We start from the raw sequence: 18,991 nt of genomic DNA, 5'->3' as shown, positions 1-18,991 counted from the left end.
CTTATTCCTCCCCCATTTGCCGGCAGTCTGTCAGCAGGTCTGAAACTAAAATTCCGGTGATATAGCGTTTATATTCTTCGCTGCCCAGTAAATCCGCTTTCGGATTCACGGCCTGACTGACGGCTTTCTCCAGCGCTTCCCCGCTGAGATTTTTCGCCTCAACCTGCGGCAGACGGCTGATACCGCAACCGACACCGTCAACGGCGATCCGCTGCTCATTATTACCGGTCAGTGCGACAGCGGCAGTGACCACAGCCCAGCCGTCAGCGGTTTCGCGGACAGTACGGGTGGCACAGCGGCGGAACGGATCCTGTAAAATCAGATGGGTGATCAGGCGGTCATCCGGTGCGGCGAGATAGCTTTCCAGCGGGATCACATCATTGCTGGCCAGCTGAACCTGAGCATCCAGTACCAGCAGCACCGGCAGCAGCGCATGTTCGCGCTGACAGGCGGCGATCTCCCCGCCGATGGTGGCCTGGTTACGGATATGGCGTGAATAGACAAAACCGAGCGCATCATACAGCGCACGCGGGATCAGCGGGCTTTCACGCAGCGTTTCCAGCGTGACAACCGCGCCGATGCGCAGAATACCGTCCTGCCACTCGATGGACTTCAGCGGCAGCAGTGACAGTGAGATAGCGACAGTGCGGTCAGTTTTGGTCGGTACCGCATTCAGTTTACTGCCGCCTGCAAACCAGACAGCGTTTTCCTGAAAGCGTTGTTTCAGCTCAGTTGCCTGCGTTAAGGTGGCAGGGCGGAAAAATTGTTCGATCATGGGTTACCCCTACATTGCTCTTCCGGCCTGCGGCAGTGCCGCAGGCCATGGTTTTTTATTACAGTGCGTCCATCCGGGCCCACATCTTTTTCGCGGCTTTGCGTGCTTCTGCAAAGAGCGGTTCGATATCGAACGGGAACTGACGGTTTTCATACACCATCACACCATCCACCATCACGCTGTTCCCACTGTTGGATCCTAAACCGAAGGCCAGATGGCCCGGCAGGTTATCCCCGACAAACGGTGTTGGTGGTGTGTAATCACAAATGGTCAGGTCAGCCTGATACCCGGTTTCCACGCGGCCGAATTGTTTGCCGAAGTTGCGTGCCAGTAAGCGGTTACCATTCCACAGGAAGCGGGTGAAGCTGTCCGGCCACATAGCGCCGCCTGCATCGCGGTGTTTGAAGAAGGCAAACTTCATTTCTTCTAACATATCGGAGCCGATACCGTCTGTGCCGAGTACCACGTTGTTGTAGTCACCCAGGCGGTGGTTGTAGCCGACATGGTTGTTCATATTGGAGCGGGCGTTGTGGACCAGGAAGCCATCTTTTTTATTCAGCAGCTCAATATCTGCGGAAGAAAGATACAGGCCGTGGGCGATCAGGGTTTTTTCATCAATCAGATCAAACTCACCCAGGCGGATCAGCAGGTCCTTGCCGTATTTGTCATGGCTGAAAGAGACGTCATAACTGTCTTCCGCCGCATGGATATGCAGGCCGCGTCCGGTTTTCTTAATCGCCTCGCGCAGCATTTTCAGACCTTCATCCGCCACGGTGAACGGCGCGTGTGCCCCGATGTGCGCTTCCACCAGATAGCGGGATTTACCGCTTTTGCGTTCGCTGTCGATAAGCTCCGCAAAGGCGATATTCTCTTCCACCCCGGCTTCCAGCTCTTTCAGGCCGCCGTTGCGGTCGGTGGTTTCGTAGCAGGTCATGCCGCGCAGACCGGCTTTCAGGAAGCCGTCGCGCAGGGTTTTCAGGGAACCGGCGATATAGTTTGGTGAGGCATGGTGGTCAATCACCGAGGTACAGCCGCTCTTAATCGCTTCGAGAGAGCAGATAAGGCCGCTGTAATAAAGGGATTCCTCATCCAGCGCGCGGTCGAGCCGCCACCACAGGTTTTTCAGGGTGGAGATGAAATCAGGGCTCGGCGCGATATTCGCCATAATGCCGCGTGACAGGCCGGAATAGAAATGGTTATGGGAACAGACGATCCCCGGCATCACCAGTTTGCCGTTCATTTCTTTGACTTCCGCGCCCGGGTAACGGGAATGAAGCCCGTTACCCACAGCCGCAATTTTGTCACCCTCTATGGCGATATCGACCCCTTCGCGGATCCCCGCCGGTTCGAACTCAGTGATGGTGGCATTTTTCAGAATCAGCATAATTATTTCTCCACCCGGCCTAACAGATAACGATAGTGTTTATGGACATGGCTCATGATGCGGCACATCTCTTCCAGCTCCTGAGGAACCTGACTGAATTCCCCGTCAGCACCCAGCTGTAATTTGCTGACTTTGCCGTCCAGGCGGACAGTAAAGGTGCTGCCGTCAGCCAGGAAGCCCGGGTTGGTGCTGTTTTCGAAGTCTTCCGGTAGGCTGAAGATAGTGACTTTGTCTTTGTACGGCTTGCCCTGCCACGGGCAGAACTGGGCACAGTTGCCGCATTCGTTACACATCGCATCCAGGTGCAGGGTCTGATAACGGTTACGGAAGCCCGGAATCGCCACTGAAATGTTGGCGCGGTTCGGGCACACATCGACACATTTCGCACAGATGTAATTACATTCCAGGCAGCGCTGAGCTTCCTGTTTCACGAACGCCTCGCGGTCGTTGCTGTCCACCATCTGCACGGCGATAGCGCCTTTGCGGTCAGTGATATCCTGCGGATCCACATTGAGCCAGTATTTGTCGCTGTAGTGAGAGAGGATATTTTCGCGCTCCAGAATGGCATCCGTCGCACGACCCGCATCACCGATAGCCGCCACGATAGAGGACGGGCCGCTCTGCACATCACCAATCAGGAACACATTGGCGCGGGTGGTTTCACCGCTGTTGCGGTACACCGCCGGCCAGCCGTCTTCACCCATCGGCACGCCGATTTGTGACAGCACTTCGCAGTCCTGCTGTTCGCCGATAGCGGTGATCACGCTGTCGATTTTCAGGGAGACAGTCTCTTCTGTCGCCACCGGACGGCGGCGGCCTGACTCATCCGGCTCACCCAGTTTCATGGTGCGGACCAGCAGGGTGCCGTCAGCATTGAACTGCTCCGGATTGTGCAGGAACATGAATTTCACATCATCTTCAACCGCTTCTTCATACTCTTCCGGCCAGGCTGGCATTTCTGCCTGAGAACGGCGGTAAATAACCGTCACATCTTCCACACCGGCAATCCGTTTGGCGGCGCGGGCGCAGTCCATCGCGGTGTTACCGGCACCGATAACGGCAACATGTTTGCCCATTTTCAGCGGCGCATTGTTGTTGTAATCATGCAGGAACGGCAGGGATTTATAGACGTTGCGGTTGTCACCGGCGAGTTTCACGCCGCTGTTTTTGTCTGTCCCTATCGCGACCAGCACATAGGTGAAACCCTGCTCCAGCAGTTTATCGACGGTCAGACGCGGGTCACAGCCGTACTCAAATTTCACGCCGTGGTCGGCGACGAACTGAATATCGTGCTCAATAGTTTCACGCGGGATACGGAAGTGCGGGATGATATTCGCCACCACACCACCGGCATTGGCTTCTTTCTCAAATACCGTCACCGGATGACCGGCACGGGCGAGGAAATACCCGGCAGCCAGACCGGCAGGACCGGCACCAATCACCGCGACCGGGTTTTTATCACCGGAACCGGCCGGTTTGTGCCAGCGGGCTTTGTACTCTTTCCAGCCTTTTTCCACCGCCACTTTTTTCAGTTCGCGGATATTCAGCGCACTTTCGTAATCCAGGCGGGTACAGTTGTACTGGCACTGGTGATCACAGATATGACCGGTGATGGCAGGCAGGGCGTTACGCTGGTAAATCAGTTCCAGTGCATCCGCATAGCGGCCTTCGCCCAGCAGGCGGATATATTCAGGAATGTCCTGTTTGATGGCACAGGCAGTCACACACGGTGCGACATAACAGTCGGTCAGCGGCAGCGGGCCACCGGCGTCGATTTCCTGGTCTGATTTCCAGTGTTTCTGGGTATATTCCATGCTGACGGCACGTTCTGCCAGCGCATTCAGTTTACCCACATCAATCTGCGTCATGCCCCACGCATCGGACTTATCCAGCTCACGCAGGCACTCGGTCTGGCGCATATAACCACCCGGTTTCAGCAGGTCAGTCGCCATGGTGATAGGGCGGATACCGGATTCAAAAATATCGCGGATATTGAACTTACTGGCACCGCCGGAGTAAGAAATCGGCAGTTTGCCGTCAAAATGACGGGAGAGCAGCGCGGCAACGTTGATGGAGAGCGGGAACAGGGCTCGGCCTGACATATACATCTCGCCGCCCGGCAGACGCCCTTTGTTATTGATGGTGCCGAGGGTGTTGGTCAGCTTGACCCCGAAACCGCGATCCACTTCCTTCGCCAGATCCATCAGGCGCTGTAACATTTCCAGGGCGCGATCCAGTTTCAGGTCATGAGAGAACGATTCCTCACTCAGCCCGATGTAATCAAAGCCGCAGGTGTCGAGGATTTCACGGACACGCGGGAAGCCGAGCAGTGTCGGGTTCAGCTTCACATAGGTATTGATGTGCTTTTCTTCCAGCATGTAGCGGCAGATAGCCTCAATCTCATCCGGCGGGCAGCCGTGCATGGTGGAGAGGGTCACACCTTTGGATAAATCCCCCGGCACGCGGTCAGTCATGGCCAGCAGATCGGCTTTGCGATCTTCCAGACCCAGCTCTTTCAGGAAGCCCGGACGGGAAATAAAGGCTTTCATCTCCTCGCGGTATTTCGCGAAGACCGGCAGCTGTGAGGAATCCATCATGGCGTGGATATACTGCTGCATGCGCGGTTGTTTAATCCCTTCCAGGTTATAACCGACACTCATATTAAAGATGAAGGATTTCGCCTCGCCTTTGGTGCGCGGGTCAAAAATCGCTTCTAATAAATGAAGGGCAAACCAGGCTTTGAGGTATTCGTCGTGGGCTTTCGGCAGGGTAAATTCGGTGGACCATTCGGTGTTGAAACATTCGTCCTGAGCATCGATACACGGCTTTTCGAGCTCAAGTTCATCGAGGATCTGAACGGTTTTCACCTCGATAAAACGGCCGCCGGTCAGCCAGGAAACCACAATATTCTGAGCAAGCTGAGTATGGGGACCGGCCGCCGGGCCGATCGGCGTCTCGCAGGTTTCACCGAAGACAGACATCAGAGGATGCTGATGTTCTCTGCGGTAAAACTGCCGTTCATTGATACCAAAAATGGAACGGCTCGCCTTATATTCTTCAAAGATCCGGTTCAGAAGTTCGCCGAACGGGACGGGACGCATTATATCTCCCATAAAACTCTCCTTGCTGCAATATGAGGGGGCATGCCGGTGGTGCCGGACATGCAACTGTATGCACTCACAGTTGCAACAATTACGCCAGGATTGTTTAAGGCTGCGGATTTCGTATTCAGAGAAATAAAAAAATGTGAGACAAATCTAATCTTAATGTCAAAGTGTGAAACAGCTCGCACAGCGCTAAATGAGAATATGAATCAATAAAAAAGATCTTTATTACCATGGGATTAACATGTGAATGAGATTCTCAAAAAAAGAAAAAATGTATCACATTGATAATGGGAAAACCGCGTTAACAATTAATGTTATTAATGAGACGGAAGTAATAGTGTACAGCCGGATTACCCGCGATAATGCTGCTGATAAGCCTCCGGTGTATCGATGTCGGTAATAACCTCATCGCTCTGCATATTCAGGAAGGTGTGAGGACCGGCCAGCAGCCGTTTTTTCATGGTATTGCCCGCCGGTTGTGATAGTGCGGCGAGCAGACATGCGCGGGAGAGCAGCACGGGGTGGCCCGGAACTTGCTTGTAACAGGGAAGGAGTGCGGCATCACCGCGCTGTGCCCACAGGGTCTGCCAGATAGCCGGGGTGAGAAACGGTACATCACCGTGGGTAAGAAAACAGTATTCGCTGGTCACCGCCTGTGCGGCCAGGTGCTGCGAGGAGAGCAGCCCGGTTTCATAGTCCGGATTATGCAGAATCTGAATACGTTTTACGGACTGATAACGCGCAGCCAGTTCCGCGCCGCGAAAGCCGGTCACCAGCAGAACCCGGTGACAAAAGCGCAGTGCATTCGACAGACTGGTATCCAGCAGAGTGGCACCGCCGCTGCCCCATGGCAGCATCATTTTCCACTCACCCATCCGTGAGGAGAGCCCGGCCGCCGTCATTATGCAGTCCGTTTCCTGCGGGCAAAGCGGCTCCCGGACTGATAAATAAGATAAAGCGGTATCGGCTGAGGTCGGGTGAGACGGCATAATGGGTATAAACTCCGCTGATAAATATTGAAAGTGACTGATATTCAAAGGATTCGGTAATGACGATGACAACGGCCCTCAATACACAGATCCCTGTCCGAAGTTGCGCCACTATACCTGAACCGCTGCGCCGGTTATGTGATACACATCCGGGCGGCCATGCAATGGTGATCAGTATTGTCGGGGCAGGCGGCAAAACCAGCTGTCTGTTCTGGCTGGCACAGGCTTTTTCTCAATTAGGGAAAAAGGTGATGATCACCACCACCACCCATATGTTTCTGCCCCGCGAAGGGTTCCCGGTCATTCTCGCCTGTCACCCGGTCCGCCTGCCTGATGCGGTCACAAACAGAGGCTCATTTGCCTGTTATACCGGCTGGAACCCGCTGAATAACAAGGTTCGCGGCTTTTCCTCCGCCGATATTAACGCCCTGGCGGAACAAAATGCCGTTGATGTTATTTTAGCCGAAGCTGACGGAGCTCGCGGTTTTGGCATAAAAGCGCCGGCTGAGCATGAACCTTGCATACCTGATTACAGTGATTGTGTTATTGCTGTGACGGATGGCCGGCTTCTGGGGGCTCCCGTCGGGCCTGACAATGTTCACCGGTGGTCACATTTCTCTGCCGTTACCGGCTTAAACAGCGGTGATACGCTGGATTTGGGGGCGATAAGCCGCCTGATCCGGCATCCGCAGGGGATGTGGAAATCAGCACCACCGGACGCATTACGGATCTGGCTGATAAACCGCTTTTCTCAAAATGAGAATTTTTCGCCGGATATACTGGCAGACTGGCTCCGCGGCACACCGCTGAACGCAGTATGGTTCGGTGCCGTCAGGGAAGATCCCGCAATTACACACATATTGCAGCGACAATAATATCAATGATAAATGCAGGGATATCCATTGAGGTCTGTTTATGAAAATTTTTACCGAAGCAGCGAAGTTGGTTGAGAAAAATTGCCCGTTTGCCATGGCGGAAATTATTGAATGTTCAGGCAGCACTCCCCGTCACAGCGCACAAATGCTGGTGCTGGGGGACGGAAAAACTATCGGTACCATCGGCGGTGGTATGGTGGAGCGCAAAGTGATTGAAGAGGCGGTGGAAGCGCTGCACGAAGGGCGTTCCCGCATGTTCCACGGCCGGATGGCCCGCAACGGGCAGCATGCTGTCGGCTCTGACTGCGGCGGCGCGATGTCGGTGTATATCGCGGTACACGGTGTGCGTCCGCGTCTGATCCTGCTCGGCGGTGGTCACGTCAACCGTGCCATTGCACAGCTGGCGGCTTTCCTGAATATCGATATTCATGTGGCGGATGTGTATGCCGGCAGCCTTGAGCCGGATCTGTTCCCGCCGTCAACCCGCCTGTGGCACGTACCTTCATTTACCGATGCGGTGAATCAGCTGGATCCGCAGCCGGAAGATTATGTGATTATCGCCACCAACAGTCAGGATCTGGAATCCCTCAACTGCCTTATCGATAAACCGTTAAAATACCTCGGATTACTCGGCAGCCGCCGTAAAGTACAGACATTCACTAAACAATTAAGCGAATCCGGGGTATCTGATGCACAGCTCTCCCGGCTTCATGCGCCGGTTGGCTATGATATCGGCGCGGAAACGCCCCATGAAATCGCGGTCAGTATTCTGGCCGAGCTGCTGCAGGTTATGAATGATGCCCCGGGCGGGGCAATGAAACAGAACCCGGCAGAAGTCCGCAGAGCAAAACGTGTGGTGATCCGCGGCGCGGGTGACCTGGCAACCGGCGTGGCATTACGCCTGTATCACAGCGGTTTTGAAGTGGTGATGCTGGATGTCTGCAAACCGACCGTGATCCGCTGTACGGTCTCTTTCGCCCAGGCGCTCTATGACGGCGAAAGCTGTGTGGAAGGCGTCTGTGCCCGTTATGCTCATGATATTGATGAAGTAAACCGCTACCTGAAAGAAGGCGCTATCCCGGTGCTGGCGGACGAACACGGCGAACTGTTACCGGCGCTGCACCCGGATGTGGTGGTGGATGCCATTATCGCCAAACGCAATGTTGCCGGTACCCACCGCAAGATGGCTCCCTGCACCATTGCCCTCGGACCGGGCTTTGAGGCCGGTGTGGACTGTGATGCGGTGATTGAAACTCAGCGCGGTCATCACCTCGGACGGGTGATCACCCACGGCAGCGCGGCACCGAATACCGGTATTCCGGGCAATATCAACGGCAAAACCACCGAACGCGTGTTACGCGCACCGCACAGCGGCATGATGACGCGCCATGTGAATATCGGCGACCTGGTACATGAGGGGGATGTGATTGCCCGTATTGGTGACACAGAAATTCTCTCGCCGATGGACGGCATGGTACGCGGCCTGCTCAATGAAGGGCTGTGTGTGCCGGAAGGGTTTAAAATCGCTGACGTTGACCCGCGCGGTGCACTGGCGGACTTCCGTTCGGTTTCTGACAAAGCCCGCGCGATCGGCGGCGGCGTGCTGGAGGCCATCATGACACGGCTGAATAAAATGGACAGCGCCCCGAAGTGCTGATCACGGATTTTCCGGGTACGGCACCGTACCCGGATTATTCAGGCACGGAACAGCATCCCGGCCACTTCCCGGATCAACTGTAAATTGAGGATCACCAGTGCTACAGTGGAAACAGTCCCGAGTATGATCGTCAGCTGCGAGTTCACAAACACCCCCATGATTTTTTTGCTCGAGGTCAGCAGCAGCAGCGGGATCATGGAGAACGGCAGGGCGATACTCAGAAACACCTGGGTATAAATCAGCAGACTTTCCACCACATCCTCGCGATCCCCCCACAGGTAAATACAGATAATCACCGGGATCACGGCCAGACCACGGGTGATCACCCGGCGCAGCCACATCGGCAGCCGCAGATGAATAAAGCCTTCCATCACAATCTGCCCGGTCAGTGTACCGGTGATTGTGGCGTTCTGCCCGGAGGCGAGCAGCGCCACCGCGAACAGTGTGGAGAGCGTGGCACTGGCGATACCGCCGACGATACCCGGATTCTGCAGCGCGTCATACAGCTGGGTGAAACGTCCGAGGTCAGACGGATCGTTACCGAAAAACAGCGCTGCACCGAGCACCAGCAGCAGACAGTTGATAATAAATGAAAACCCGAGCTGGATATTGGAATCAATTGTTGCAAAGCGGATCGCCTCGCGCAGCCCGGCCTCACTGCGGCGGTCATACTGACGGCTCTGCACAATAGAAGAGTGAAGATAGAGGTTATGCGGCATCACCGTTGCCCCGACAATCCCCAGCCCGATCAGCAGGGCGGAATCCTGCCCGGCCAGTGTGGCGGTGAAGATTTTCTCCGACGGAATAAAGCCGCGCAATACTGCACTCATGTCCGGGTCCGACAGCATCACCTCGTAGGCAAAAATCAGGAAAATCGTTAAGATCAGGACAAACACAAAGGCTTCAATTTTGCGGAAACCGAGTTTCATCAGCACCAGCAGCAGAAATACATCCAGTACTGTCAGCAGCACACCGGCCATCAGCGGAATGCCGAACAGCAGGTTCAGTGCCACCGCACTGCCGATCACCTCCGCAATCTCGGTCGCCATAATCGCCAGTTCAGTGGTGATCCACAACAGCGCCGCCAGCTTCGGCCCGACCCGCGCCCGGGTGGCCTGCGCCAGATCCTGACCGGTGACGATCCCGAGTTTTGCGCACATTGCCTGTAACAGCATCGCAATCAGGCTGGACAGCAAAATCACCGACAGCAGCAGATAACTGTACAGCGCCCCGCCCTGAATCGAGGTGATCCAGTTTCCGGGATCCATATATCCCACCGCCACCAGTGCACCCGGGCCGGAAAAGGCAAACAGCTTGCGCAGAAAACCGGATTTTGCCCCGGCAACCGGCACGGTATTATTGATTTCAGCCAGACTGAGTTGCGGTGTATTCAGCATGATAAATCCGTCCGTGATCGTAATGAGAACTATTATCACTATATTCCTTATCGCGATGCGGGATTATCACAATTGTGCGATCGTAGTACCGGCGGATTTCGGATGATACCGGGTACAGGACTTCTCTATACGCCGGATTCCCTGAAAATGCATGCACAGGCTGCGATTCACCGTGATTTTCAGGCGGGGGATATGTCAGATCTCACTATCAGCAATATTAAAGAAAATCCGCCGTTCGTTACCGGCAAGCGGAATATTGATTTTACGGTATCCTCTGCCGCATCAGGCCGGGTTTATCACTGTATCCGCTCTGATTATTCTGTCCGCCGCTTCGGCACCCGTGATCTGAATCCGGAATCACCGGGGCATATGGTCTGTGAGCCGCAGAAAAAATCCTGAATTTCCCGCCGGAAATAACCGGTAACAGCCTGATATCACCTGTAATCAAACACACATATTTTACCTGTGTCAGACTCTATTGCTGATATTTTGATGTATGCTGTGAGATATGATGGAAAAATTATCTGAATTATATGATTTTATTACCGCGAGCGCCGTTTTATCGGCGGTGATTCTGGTGGTTATTCTGCTGGTCACCTGGTTTCTCGGGCGGCTTATATTTCTGCGCGTGGCAAAACGTTTGTTGTCGTTATTTACTAACCTGACTGACGACAGCATGATCCACAGTATTGCCAAGAAAAGTGCCTCTGTCGTGGCTGTCACGCTGGTGCTGTACATTAATAAAATGCTGCCGACCTTTTCGGCAGAAATGAATATTCTGTTTAATACCGTATGCAGCGCATTCCTGATTATTAATCTGGCTTCACTGGTTAATGACGGGCTGGATATATTTATCCTGCGCCATACCGGGCGTTCATCGTACCGTAACAGCTCGATAAAGGGGTATATTGAAATTGCCAAAATCGGGGTGTGGATTGTTTCCTTTATCCTGATTATTGCGTTAATGACCTCGCAGTCGCCGCTGATTATTATTTCCGGTTTCGGTGCCGTTGCAGCTGTTCTGATGTTTGTCTTTCAGCACACCTTATTATCCTTTGTGGCCAATATTCTGGTCTCCAACGGTAAGGTGCTGAAACTGTATGACTGGATAGAATTGCCCGGCAGTAATATCAGCGGTGAAGTGATTGATATTGCGCTGCATACCATTACTGTCCGCAACTGGGATAATACGATCTCAAGGATCCCGACAAAAGATTTCCTGACCGAAAAATACACTAACTGGCAGCCGATGTTCTCTTCCGGCGGCCGCCGTATTAAACGCAGTTTTTATATTGATCAGTCCTCAGTATCGTTTGCTGATGAAACGTTATTAGCGGAGCTGCGGAATCAGGAATCGTTTCGTCAGTCACTGGATGAAATACTGGCGGAAAATACCGGTTATGATGACGTAAAAGAGTGGATGGCTGCAAAAGGGGTCACTAATTTACAGCTGTTCCGCAAATATCTTCTTAACTGGATCAAAATGCGCGGTGATGTGCGGGCGGATATGTATCTGGTGATCAGAACCATGTCGCCGACACCGGAGGGATTGCCGGTTGAAATATACTGTTTTACCCGCTCCACCACCTGGGTTGATTATGAGGAAACTCAGTCGCAGATATTTGAATATGTGAATGCGTCGGCAAAATATTTCCGGCTGGATATTTACCAGCAACCGTCCGGTCATGATCTGGCGAATTTGCGTTACCGGGCCGGACGATAATGGTTTTCGTTTTTTTCGTTATCAGCAACTCCCCGGTGCTGATGTAAGCTGCACCTCAAACCCCCGAATCAGACTCTCCGGGCTGTGCAGAAAGGCCTGTTCACCATCATCACTGTCCATAATCTGCAGCGCTTCCCGCAATAACGGCGGCAGGTTTTCGTCCGGTGCCACCGGCGCGGTCGCGGCTTCCGTGGTGGCGGCCACCTGCTGACCGGCGCTATACAGGCAGCGCTGTTGTGCGGTATGGTGGACGGCATTCGTGCTTATCGCCTGCCATGATAAGCCTCAGACACAGAGGAACCGTTATGAAATCACGCGCAGCAGTCGCCTTCGGGCCGGGTTTACCCCTTGAAATTGTTGAAATTGATGTGGCACCGCCGAAGAAAGGTGAAGTGCTGGTGAAAATCAGTCACACCGGGGTATGCCATACCGATGCCTACACGCTTTCCGGTGATGATCCGGAAGGTCTGTTCCCGGTGGTGCTCGGCCATGAAGGTGCCGGGGTGGTGGTTGAGGTCGGCGAGGGCGTGACCAGTGTGAAACCGGGCGACCATGTGATCCCGCTGTACACCGCCGAGTGTGGTGAGTGTGATTTCTGTACCTCCGGTAAAACCAACCTCTGTGTTGCGGTCCGCGAAACCCAGGGCAAAGGCGTGATGCCGGACGGCACCAGCCGTTTTTCGTATAACGGTCAGCCGCTCTATCACTATATGGGCTGCTCAACATTCAGCGAATATACCGTTGTGGCGGAAGTCTCACTGGCGAAAATCAATCCGCAGGCCAATGCGGAGCAGGTTTGTCTGCTCGGCTGCGGCGTGACCACCGGGATCGGCGCGGTACACAATACCGCGAAGGTACAGGAAGGGGATTCTGTGGCGGTATTCGGCCTCGGCGGTATCGGGCTGGCTGTGGTGCAGGGCGCACGTCAGGCAAAAGCGGGCCGCATCTTTGCTATCGATACCAATCCGTCCAAGTTTGAGCTGGCAAAACAGTTCGGCGCCACAGACTGCATTAATCCCAATGATTATGACAAACCTATTCAGCAGGTGCTGGTCGAAATGACCAAATGGGGTGTGGATCATACCTTTGAATGTATCGGCAATGTCAATGTGATGCGGTCGGCGCTGGAAAGTGCGCACCGTGGCTGGGGACAGTCAGTGATTATCGGGGTGGCGGGTGCCGGAAAAGAGATTTCAACCCGTCCGTTCCAGCTGGTGACCGGCCGAGTCTGGAAAGGTACGGCGTTCGGCGGCGTGAAAGGGCGTACTCAGTTGCCGGGAATGGTGGAAGATGCCATGAGCGGCAAAATCGAGCTGGCACCGTTTGTCACGCACACGATGGAACTGGATAAAATCAATGAAGCTTTTGATTTGATGCACGACGGTAAATCCATCCGCACCGTCATTCATTACTGATAACGTATTCAGGGAGATAATATGGAACGGATTGAACATCACGCCTGTTTCGGCGGCAGCCAGGAAGTCTGGCGTCACCATTCTGCGGTGACCGGTACGCCGATGACCTTTTCCGTGTTTCTGCCGCCGCAGGCAAAAACAGAGAAATGTCCGGTGATGTACTGGCTTTCCGGGCTGACCTGCAACGAGCAGAATTTTATCACCAAAGCCGGGGCGCAGCGTTATGCAGCGGAGCTCGGTCTGGTGATTGTCGCGCCGGATACCAGTCCGCGCGGCAGTCAGGTGGCGGATGATAAAGAGTACGATCTGGGCCAGGGCGCCGGGTTTTATGTCAATGCCACACTGGAGCCGTGGAAAGCACATTATCAGATGTATGATTACATTCTGGATGAGCTGCACACCCTGGTAAGCGGACATTTCGGCACATCGGAAAAACGCGGTATCTGCGGGCACTCGATGGGCGGGCACGGAGCACTGGTGCTGGCGCTGCGTAATCCGGATGCATTTCTCAGCGTGTCGGCATTCGCACCGATTGTGTCACCGTCACAGGTGCCGTGGGGCGAAAAAGCCTTCTCTGCCTATCTGGGAGAGGATAAAGCGGCGTGGGAGCAGTATGATGCGGTGAAACTGATTGAATCCGGCCACCGGGTGACGGATGTGCTGGTTGATCAGGGGCTTGCCGATACCTTCTTCAGTAAACAGCTGAAAACCGGGTTACTGAAATCCGCCTGCGAAACACACAATATCCCGCACACCATCCGTGTGCATGCCGGTTATGATCACAGCTATTACTTCATTGCGAGTTTTATCGCGGATCATATCGCGTGGCATGCAGCACGTCTTAACGCATAAACCCGGTCAGCCGGGTTTTTTCTGCGACAGGTATTTAATCGGTACATGCGGCGTCAGCCAGACGCCGTTATCCGCCAGATAGAACGGATAACCGGTTTTATGCATCTCCCCGGCGGCAATGGTGAGCACCACCGGTTTGCCGTGACGGGCACCGACAGCCAGTGCGGTATCTTCATCCGCGCTGAGGTGTACATAGTGCCGTGATCCGGCAATCAGCCCCAGTTCACAGATATCACTGATAAACCGGATAGCGGTACCGTGATACAGAATATCCGGCGGTGTCTGCGGCGGGTAATCAATCGCCACCTGTCCGGCAGAATGCCCCTGTGCCGCACGGATATACATGCCGTCGGATGAGATCGTAAACCGCTTTTTGTCATTGGTTTCCACCACCTTTTCCAGCGTTTCACGGTCAAACGGTGTGCCGTGAGCAGCGGCCTGACGCAGCAGTACGGTGATATCTGTCCAGCCTTCATTGTCGAGGCGGATCCCGATGGAGTCCGGCTGGTGCCGCAGGACATAGCTCAGAAATTTACTGATTTTATCGTATTGATTCATTTTCTTTTTACGGTTTTTGCCGGCGATCCGGCAGTGACATAATGGCTGAATTATACGCGCCTGTTGCGGTAAAGGGGAGGAATGACAGCGATAACTATGCGCTGCATCAGGCTCTGACGGCGGAATAACCGCCGTCAGAACAGATGTTAAATGGTACTGAGTTCGCGGTTACGGGTTTCCGCACCGAGGAAAATGACCGCAAGAATGGCGATAACCACCGCTGCACTGAAGATCAGGAAAATGGTGCTGACAGCAAACTGATACTGAATCAGGTAACCAGCCAGCAGAGGGCCGAGGATCCCGCCTATCCGTCCGATTGCGGTGGCGGTACCGGCGCCGGTGGCGCGGACACTGTCCGGATACTGCTCCGGTGTGTAGGCGTAGAGCGCGCCCCAGGCACCGAGGTTAAAGAATGAGAGCAGCATCCCTGAAATGACCAGTGCTGTGGCGGTTTCCGCACAACTGAACCCGTAAGCACTGATTGCTGTTCCGGCGAGATAGGTGACCAGCACGAATTTGCGGCCGTAACGCTCGATAAGCCAGGCGGCACTGAAATAACCGGGTAACTGGGCGAGTGTCATGATCAGCACATACTGGAAGCTTTTTATCAGGCTGAATCCCTTGAGGATCGCCACGCCCGGCAGCCAGAGAAAAATACCGTAATAGGAAAACACGACACAGAACCACAGGATCCACAGCATCAGGGTGGCACGGCGGTACTGCGGCGACCAGATCAGTGCCATCGATTGTGCAATGGTGAGTTTCGGGCGCTCCTGTGCGGTATAGCGGGATACCGGCTCCGGCAGCTTTGCCCGCAGCCAGAGGGCATACAGCGCAGGCAGGGCACTGAGCAGCATCGCCGTACGCCAGCCGTAATCAGGGATAATATAATAGGCAATCAGTGCCGCAATCAGCCAGCCCAAGGCCCAGAAGCTCTCCAGCAGCACGACCACACGGCCGCGCTCGTGAGGGGCTACGCTCTCACTGACCAGCGTGGAGGCTACCGGCAGCTCTCCGCCCAGTCCCATACCGATGAAAAAGCGCAGCACCAGCACCACGGCCAGCGAACCGGCGACAGCGGTCAGTCCGGATCCCAGACTGAACAGCAGCAGAGTGAGAATAAACACCGGTTTGCGGCCTTTCCGGTCTGCCATCAGACCGAAAACAAAGGCACCGACTGCCATCCCGGCGGCATTAAGACTGCCGATCCAGCCGAGCTGTGCGGCACTCAGCCCCCAGTCTGCCTGTAAGGCGGCCAGCAGAAATGCCAGCAGCCCGACATCCATGGCGTCAAATGTCCAGCCCATCCCGGCTATCCATAACAGCTTGTTGCGTGAAGTGGCAGGCGCTGCCGTGTGTGTCCGGAGTGTCGTCATGGTTGCGACCTTTTTTATCCGTCAGAAGAAAATGTGTTTAGTATACTAAACAATAAACGTGCAAATGTTAATCATAAAATACCGTTTTAAAGAGACGGTAACATATAAAAAGCCCGGCAAACGGCAGGCAGCCGCGCTTTTCAGGTTATTCCGTTATCTTCGTTACCGCAGCTGTTCTACTATGGTGAGTTATGGTGTACACAGCGGCCTGCCGGTATACGGTGCCGGAATCGTGATGATAATAATCAGGGAGTTAAGTAATGACATTAACCTTTGGCGTTAAAAGTACCCTGCTGATCGCCGGTATGGCGGTAACAGCCGCGGCGGCGGGCAAACCGAATGTAATTGTTCAGGATGTAAAACTTAACAAAGCCACGATTTTCCTGCGCGGGGCAGAGCTGAGTAACAGCGCAACACTGAATCTGCCTGCCGGTGACAGTGATGTGATCCTGACTAATGTGGCCGGAAATATTAATCCCGGCAGCTTATCCGTTATGCTGAATAATGATGATGTCATCATTCAGTCCGTCAATCTGCGCAGCGAAATTGAAAAGCCGGTGTATTCAGACGAAATCAATGCTATGAAGGCGCAGATTGAGGAGCAGGATCTGGCGATTCAGCAACTGAATATGCAGACGGAAGTGAATAACGAGCAGCTGGGTCTGCTGCGTGATCAGGATTTCTTCGGCACCGGCGGTGCGCCGCTGACACAGGAGCAATCCGTGCAGAAGCTGGATTTTATCCGCACTCAGATGGCAAAAATCTATGCGGAACAGCTGGAATATTCCCGGCAAATCAAAGAAAAAACCGAAGCACTGGCACTGCTGAAAGCGCAGTATGAAGAGAAAGTCACACAGTTTAAGGAGCGCCGCACACAGCTGGTGCTGAATGTATCCGCGAAAAAAGCGGTGACAGCGGAACTGGATATCGACTATATCACGCCGGATGCGGCCTGGGCACCGTCCTATGATATCCGCAGCGCCGGTATGGATAAGCCGGTGACGCTGACCTACAAAGCGGATGTGATCCAGAACACCGGTATCGACTGGGATCAGGTGGAGCTGGTGCTGTCATCCGCCGATCCGGTACAGAGTATTGCCCCGCCGCAGCTCTATCCGCAGTATCTGTCACTGTACAATGAGTATGCCGTGATGGGTGAGCTGGCACCGGCTCCGGTGGCCATGATGGCGGAGGACAAGGATTACAGCCGTAACCGCTCAGTGAAAAAAGCCCCTGCCGGCGGGATCTCGTCGTTTGTTACCGCAGAGAGTAACGGTATCAGCCTGACGTACAGTATTGATAAACCGTATTCCCTGCCGTCAGTTCCGGAATCCCGTTCCCTGACCATCAAACAGACGGCACTGGACGGAAAATACCGTTATATCACACGGCCGAAGATGGATGAGCATGTGTATTTACAGGCGGTTGTGGAAAATGCACCAGCGCTGAATCTGCTCAGCGGTAAGGCGAATATCTATTTTGATAACCGTTATATCGGGCAGACTTATATCGATTCCGGCCTGATCACCAATGAGCTGGAACTGCCGTTCGGTATGAATAAAGATATTCAGGTCAGCCGTAAGGTGGACAGTAAACTGACAAAACAGCCGGGTATTCTGGGCTCTGCAGTTGAACAGAGCGAAGGCTATATGATTACCCTGTCATCTTTCGCCAAAGCGCCGCTGGTGGTAACGGTTTTTGATCAGATCCCGGTCAGTCAGGATACCAATATCCTGGTGAAAGATGTCAAAACCGGAGAAGGGACCGTTAATAAACAGACCGGTGAAGTGGAATGGAAAGTGGAGCTGAAGCCGCAGCAGGTAATGGAACTGCCGCTGAGTTACACACTGAAATATCCGAAAGAAAAACCAATCAGTGGTTTATAATTATTGCAGCAGAAAAACGGCCGGGAAACCCGGCCGTTATATTAACAAAAGGAAGATTAATCGCCGATAATAGTACCGGTTTTACCCTCAATACCGTCTTTGGCTTTATTCAGCAGAGTAATCAGTGCCTTGCGGCCTTTTTTACTGCGGCTGAAGGAGAGCGCGGCTTCCACTTTCGGTAACATAGATCCCGGTGCAAAATGTTTCTCATCGATATAACGCTGTGCATCCGCAGATGTCAGTTTATCCAGCCACTGCTCGTTTGGTTTGCCGAAGTTGATGGCAATTTTTTCCACGGCGGTCAGGATAATCAGCATATCCGCATCGATCATCTCTGCCAGTTTGGCGCTCGCCCAGTCTTTGTCGATAACCGCATTGGCCCCGCGCAGGGTGTTGCCGTCGCGGATCACCGGAATACCGCCGCCGCCGACAGTGATCACCAGCTGATCAGCATCCAGCATGGCTTTGACGGTTTCTTTTTCAATAATATCAACCGGTTTCGGTGATGAGACCACGCGGCGGTAACCACGGCCCGCATCTTCGCGCATCTCAAACCCTTTCCTGCTCAGGGCTTCCGCTTCTTCTTTGCTGTAGAACGCGCCGATAGGTTTGGTCGGGTTTTTAAATGACGGATCCGCCGCATCCACTTCCACCTGTGTCACGATAGTGGCAACCGGCTTATTGATACCCCGGTTCAGCAGCTCTTCACGCAGTGCGTTCTGCAAATCGTAACCGATATATCCCTGGCTCAGTGCCACACAGACTGACATCGGCAGAACCGGTGATTTGGCTTCGGTTTTGCTGGCAGCCTCAAATGCGCCGGTTATCATCCCCACCTGCGGGCCGTTACCGTGTGTGACCACAACGCGGTATCCCTGAGCAATCAGGTCGGCAATCACGACAGAGGTGGTTTTGACGGCAGCCATCTGTCCCGGAAGATCATTTCCCAGTGCGTTGCCGCCCAGTGCTAATACGATTGTTTTTTTCATCCTTTTTT

At 53.9% G+C, this 18,991-nt stretch carries 15 protein-coding genes and 1 pseudogene; 7 read left to right on the top strand and 9 right to left on the bottom strand.

Annotated elements, in window-relative coordinates; genetic code table 11:
- Window position 1: 1 nt before the first annotated feature.
- The 4 genes from ygfM to HMPREF3119_RS03450 all read right to left on the bottom strand — a co-directional run bounded on the left by ygfM (window position 2) and on the right by HMPREF3119_RS03450 (window position 6,168).
- Complete coding sequence (gene ygfM, locus HMPREF3119_RS03465; protein WP_004236068.1) at window positions 2-775, bottom strand: molybdopterin-dependent oxidoreductase FAD-binding subunit; 774 nt, start codon at window positions 773-775, stop codon at window positions 2-4.
- A 58-nt stretch (window positions 776-833) separates the two neighbouring features.
- Window positions 834-2,159 carry a putative aminohydrolase SsnA gene (ssnA, locus tag HMPREF3119_RS03460; protein WP_070578464.1) on the bottom strand — a complete coding sequence of 442 codons (1,326 nt, stop codon included), beginning with the start codon at window positions 2,157-2,159 and terminating at the stop codon, window positions 834-836.
- A 2-nt stretch (window positions 2,160-2,161) separates the two neighbouring features.
- Complete coding sequence (gene ygfK, locus HMPREF3119_RS03455) at window positions 2,162-5,272, bottom strand: putative selenate reductase subunit YgfK (protein ID WP_070578461.1); 3,111 nt, start codon at window positions 5,270-5,272, stop codon at window positions 2,162-2,164.
- A 344-nt stretch (window positions 5,273-5,616) separates the two neighbouring features.
- Window positions 5,617-6,168, bottom strand: a complete 552-nt coding sequence (locus HMPREF3119_RS03450) for an NTP transferase domain-containing protein (protein WP_032099120.1) — start codon at window positions 6,166-6,168, stop codon at window positions 5,617-5,619.
- 146 nt (window positions 6,169-6,314) lie between these two features.
- On the opposite strand from HMPREF3119_RS03450, the gene yqeC reads away from it, so the two are divergent.
- Both yqeC and yqeB read left to right on the top strand, forming a co-directional pair.
- On the top strand, window positions 6,315-7,130 hold the full coding sequence (gene yqeC, locus HMPREF3119_RS03445) for a selenium cofactor biosynthesis protein YqeC (RefSeq protein WP_004236063.1): 816 nt from the start codon (window positions 6,315-6,317) through the stop codon (window positions 7,128-7,130).
- A 40-nt stretch (window positions 7,131-7,170) separates the two neighbouring features.
- Window positions 7,171-8,787: a selenium-dependent molybdenum cofactor biosynthesis protein YqeB gene (yqeB, locus tag HMPREF3119_RS03440; protein ID WP_049246440.1), complete on the top strand. Its 1,617-nt coding sequence runs from the start codon at window positions 7,171-7,173 to the stop codon at window positions 8,785-8,787.
- A gap of 38 nt (window positions 8,788-8,825) precedes the next feature.
- Here yqeB and HMPREF3119_RS03435 read toward each other — a convergent pair whose 3' ends face one another.
- Window positions 8,826-10,184, bottom strand: coding sequence for an Nramp family divalent metal transporter (locus HMPREF3119_RS03435; protein WP_036418853.1), 1,359 nt, complete (start codon window positions 10,182-10,184; stop codon window positions 8,826-8,828).
- A gap of 102 nt (window positions 10,185-10,286) precedes the next feature.
- On the opposite strand from HMPREF3119_RS03435, the gene HMPREF3119_RS03430 reads away from it, so the two are divergent.
- Both HMPREF3119_RS03430 and HMPREF3119_RS03425 read left to right on the top strand, forming a co-directional pair.
- The gene (locus HMPREF3119_RS03430) at window positions 10,287-10,583 is read left to right on the top strand and encodes a hypothetical protein (protein WP_004238977.1); all 297 of its coding nucleotides are present in this window, start codon (window positions 10,287-10,289) and stop codon (window positions 10,581-10,583) included.
- Window positions 10,584-10,695: 112 nt separating this feature from the next.
- On the top strand, window positions 10,696-11,907 hold the full coding sequence (locus HMPREF3119_RS03425) for a mechanosensitive ion channel family protein (RefSeq protein ID WP_015422476.1): 1,212 nt from the start codon (window positions 10,696-10,698) through the stop codon (window positions 11,905-11,907).
- A 21-nt stretch (window positions 11,908-11,928) separates the two neighbouring features.
- Here HMPREF3119_RS03425 and HMPREF3119_RS03420 read toward each other — a convergent pair.
- Window positions 11,929-12,081: pseudogene (locus HMPREF3119_RS03420) on the bottom strand (TetR family transcriptional regulator); the annotation flags it as partial.
- 131 nt (window positions 12,082-12,212) lie between these two features.
- Here HMPREF3119_RS03420 and HMPREF3119_RS03415 point away from each other — a divergent pair.
- Window positions 12,213-13,322, top strand: a complete 1,110-nt coding sequence (locus HMPREF3119_RS03415) for an S-(hydroxymethyl)glutathione dehydrogenase/class III alcohol dehydrogenase (protein WP_004236057.1) — start codon at window positions 12,213-12,215, stop codon at window positions 13,320-13,322.
- Window positions 13,323-13,343: 21 nt separating this feature from the next.
- Window positions 13,344-14,174, top strand: coding sequence for an S-formylglutathione hydrolase (fghA, locus tag HMPREF3119_RS03410; RefSeq protein ID WP_070578459.1), 831 nt, complete (start codon window positions 13,344-13,346; stop codon window positions 14,172-14,174).
- A gap of 6 nt (window positions 14,175-14,180) precedes the next feature.
- On the opposite strand, the gene HMPREF3119_RS03405 is transcribed toward fghA, so the two are convergent.
- The gene (locus HMPREF3119_RS03405) at window positions 14,181-14,732 is read right to left on the bottom strand and encodes an RNA 2'-phosphotransferase (protein WP_004238973.1); all 552 of its coding nucleotides are present in this window, start codon (window positions 14,730-14,732) and stop codon (window positions 14,181-14,183) included.
- A 146-nt stretch (window positions 14,733-14,878) separates the two neighbouring features.
- A complete protein-coding gene (locus HMPREF3119_RS03400; protein ID WP_070578456.1) occupies window positions 14,879-16,108 on the bottom strand; it encodes an MFS transporter in 1,230 nt (409 codons plus the stop codon).
- A 260-nt stretch (window positions 16,109-16,368) separates the two neighbouring features.
- On the opposite strand from HMPREF3119_RS03400, the gene HMPREF3119_RS03395 reads away from it, so the two are divergent.
- Entirely contained in the window at window positions 16,369-17,994 is a 1,626-nt protein-coding gene (locus HMPREF3119_RS03395) for a DUF4139 domain-containing protein (protein WP_070578453.1), read from the top strand.
- 56 nt (window positions 17,995-18,050) lie between these two features.
- On the opposite strand, the gene arcC is transcribed toward HMPREF3119_RS03395, so the two are convergent.
- Window positions 18,051-18,983 carry a carbamate kinase gene (arcC, locus tag HMPREF3119_RS03390; RefSeq protein WP_070578450.1) on the bottom strand — a complete coding sequence of 311 codons (933 nt, stop codon included), beginning with the start codon at window positions 18,981-18,983 and terminating at the stop codon, window positions 18,051-18,053.
- Window positions 18,984-18,991 lie beyond the last annotated feature (8 nt).

The sequence above is a fragment of the Morganella sp. HMSC11D09 genome (assembly GCF_001807955.1).
GTDB classification, from domain to species: domain Bacteria; phylum Pseudomonadota; class Gammaproteobacteria; order Enterobacterales; family Enterobacteriaceae; genus Morganella; species Morganella morganii.
The sequence above is the reverse complement of the archived record's forward strand: the minus strand, read 5'-3'. Positions and strand labels throughout refer to the sequence as shown.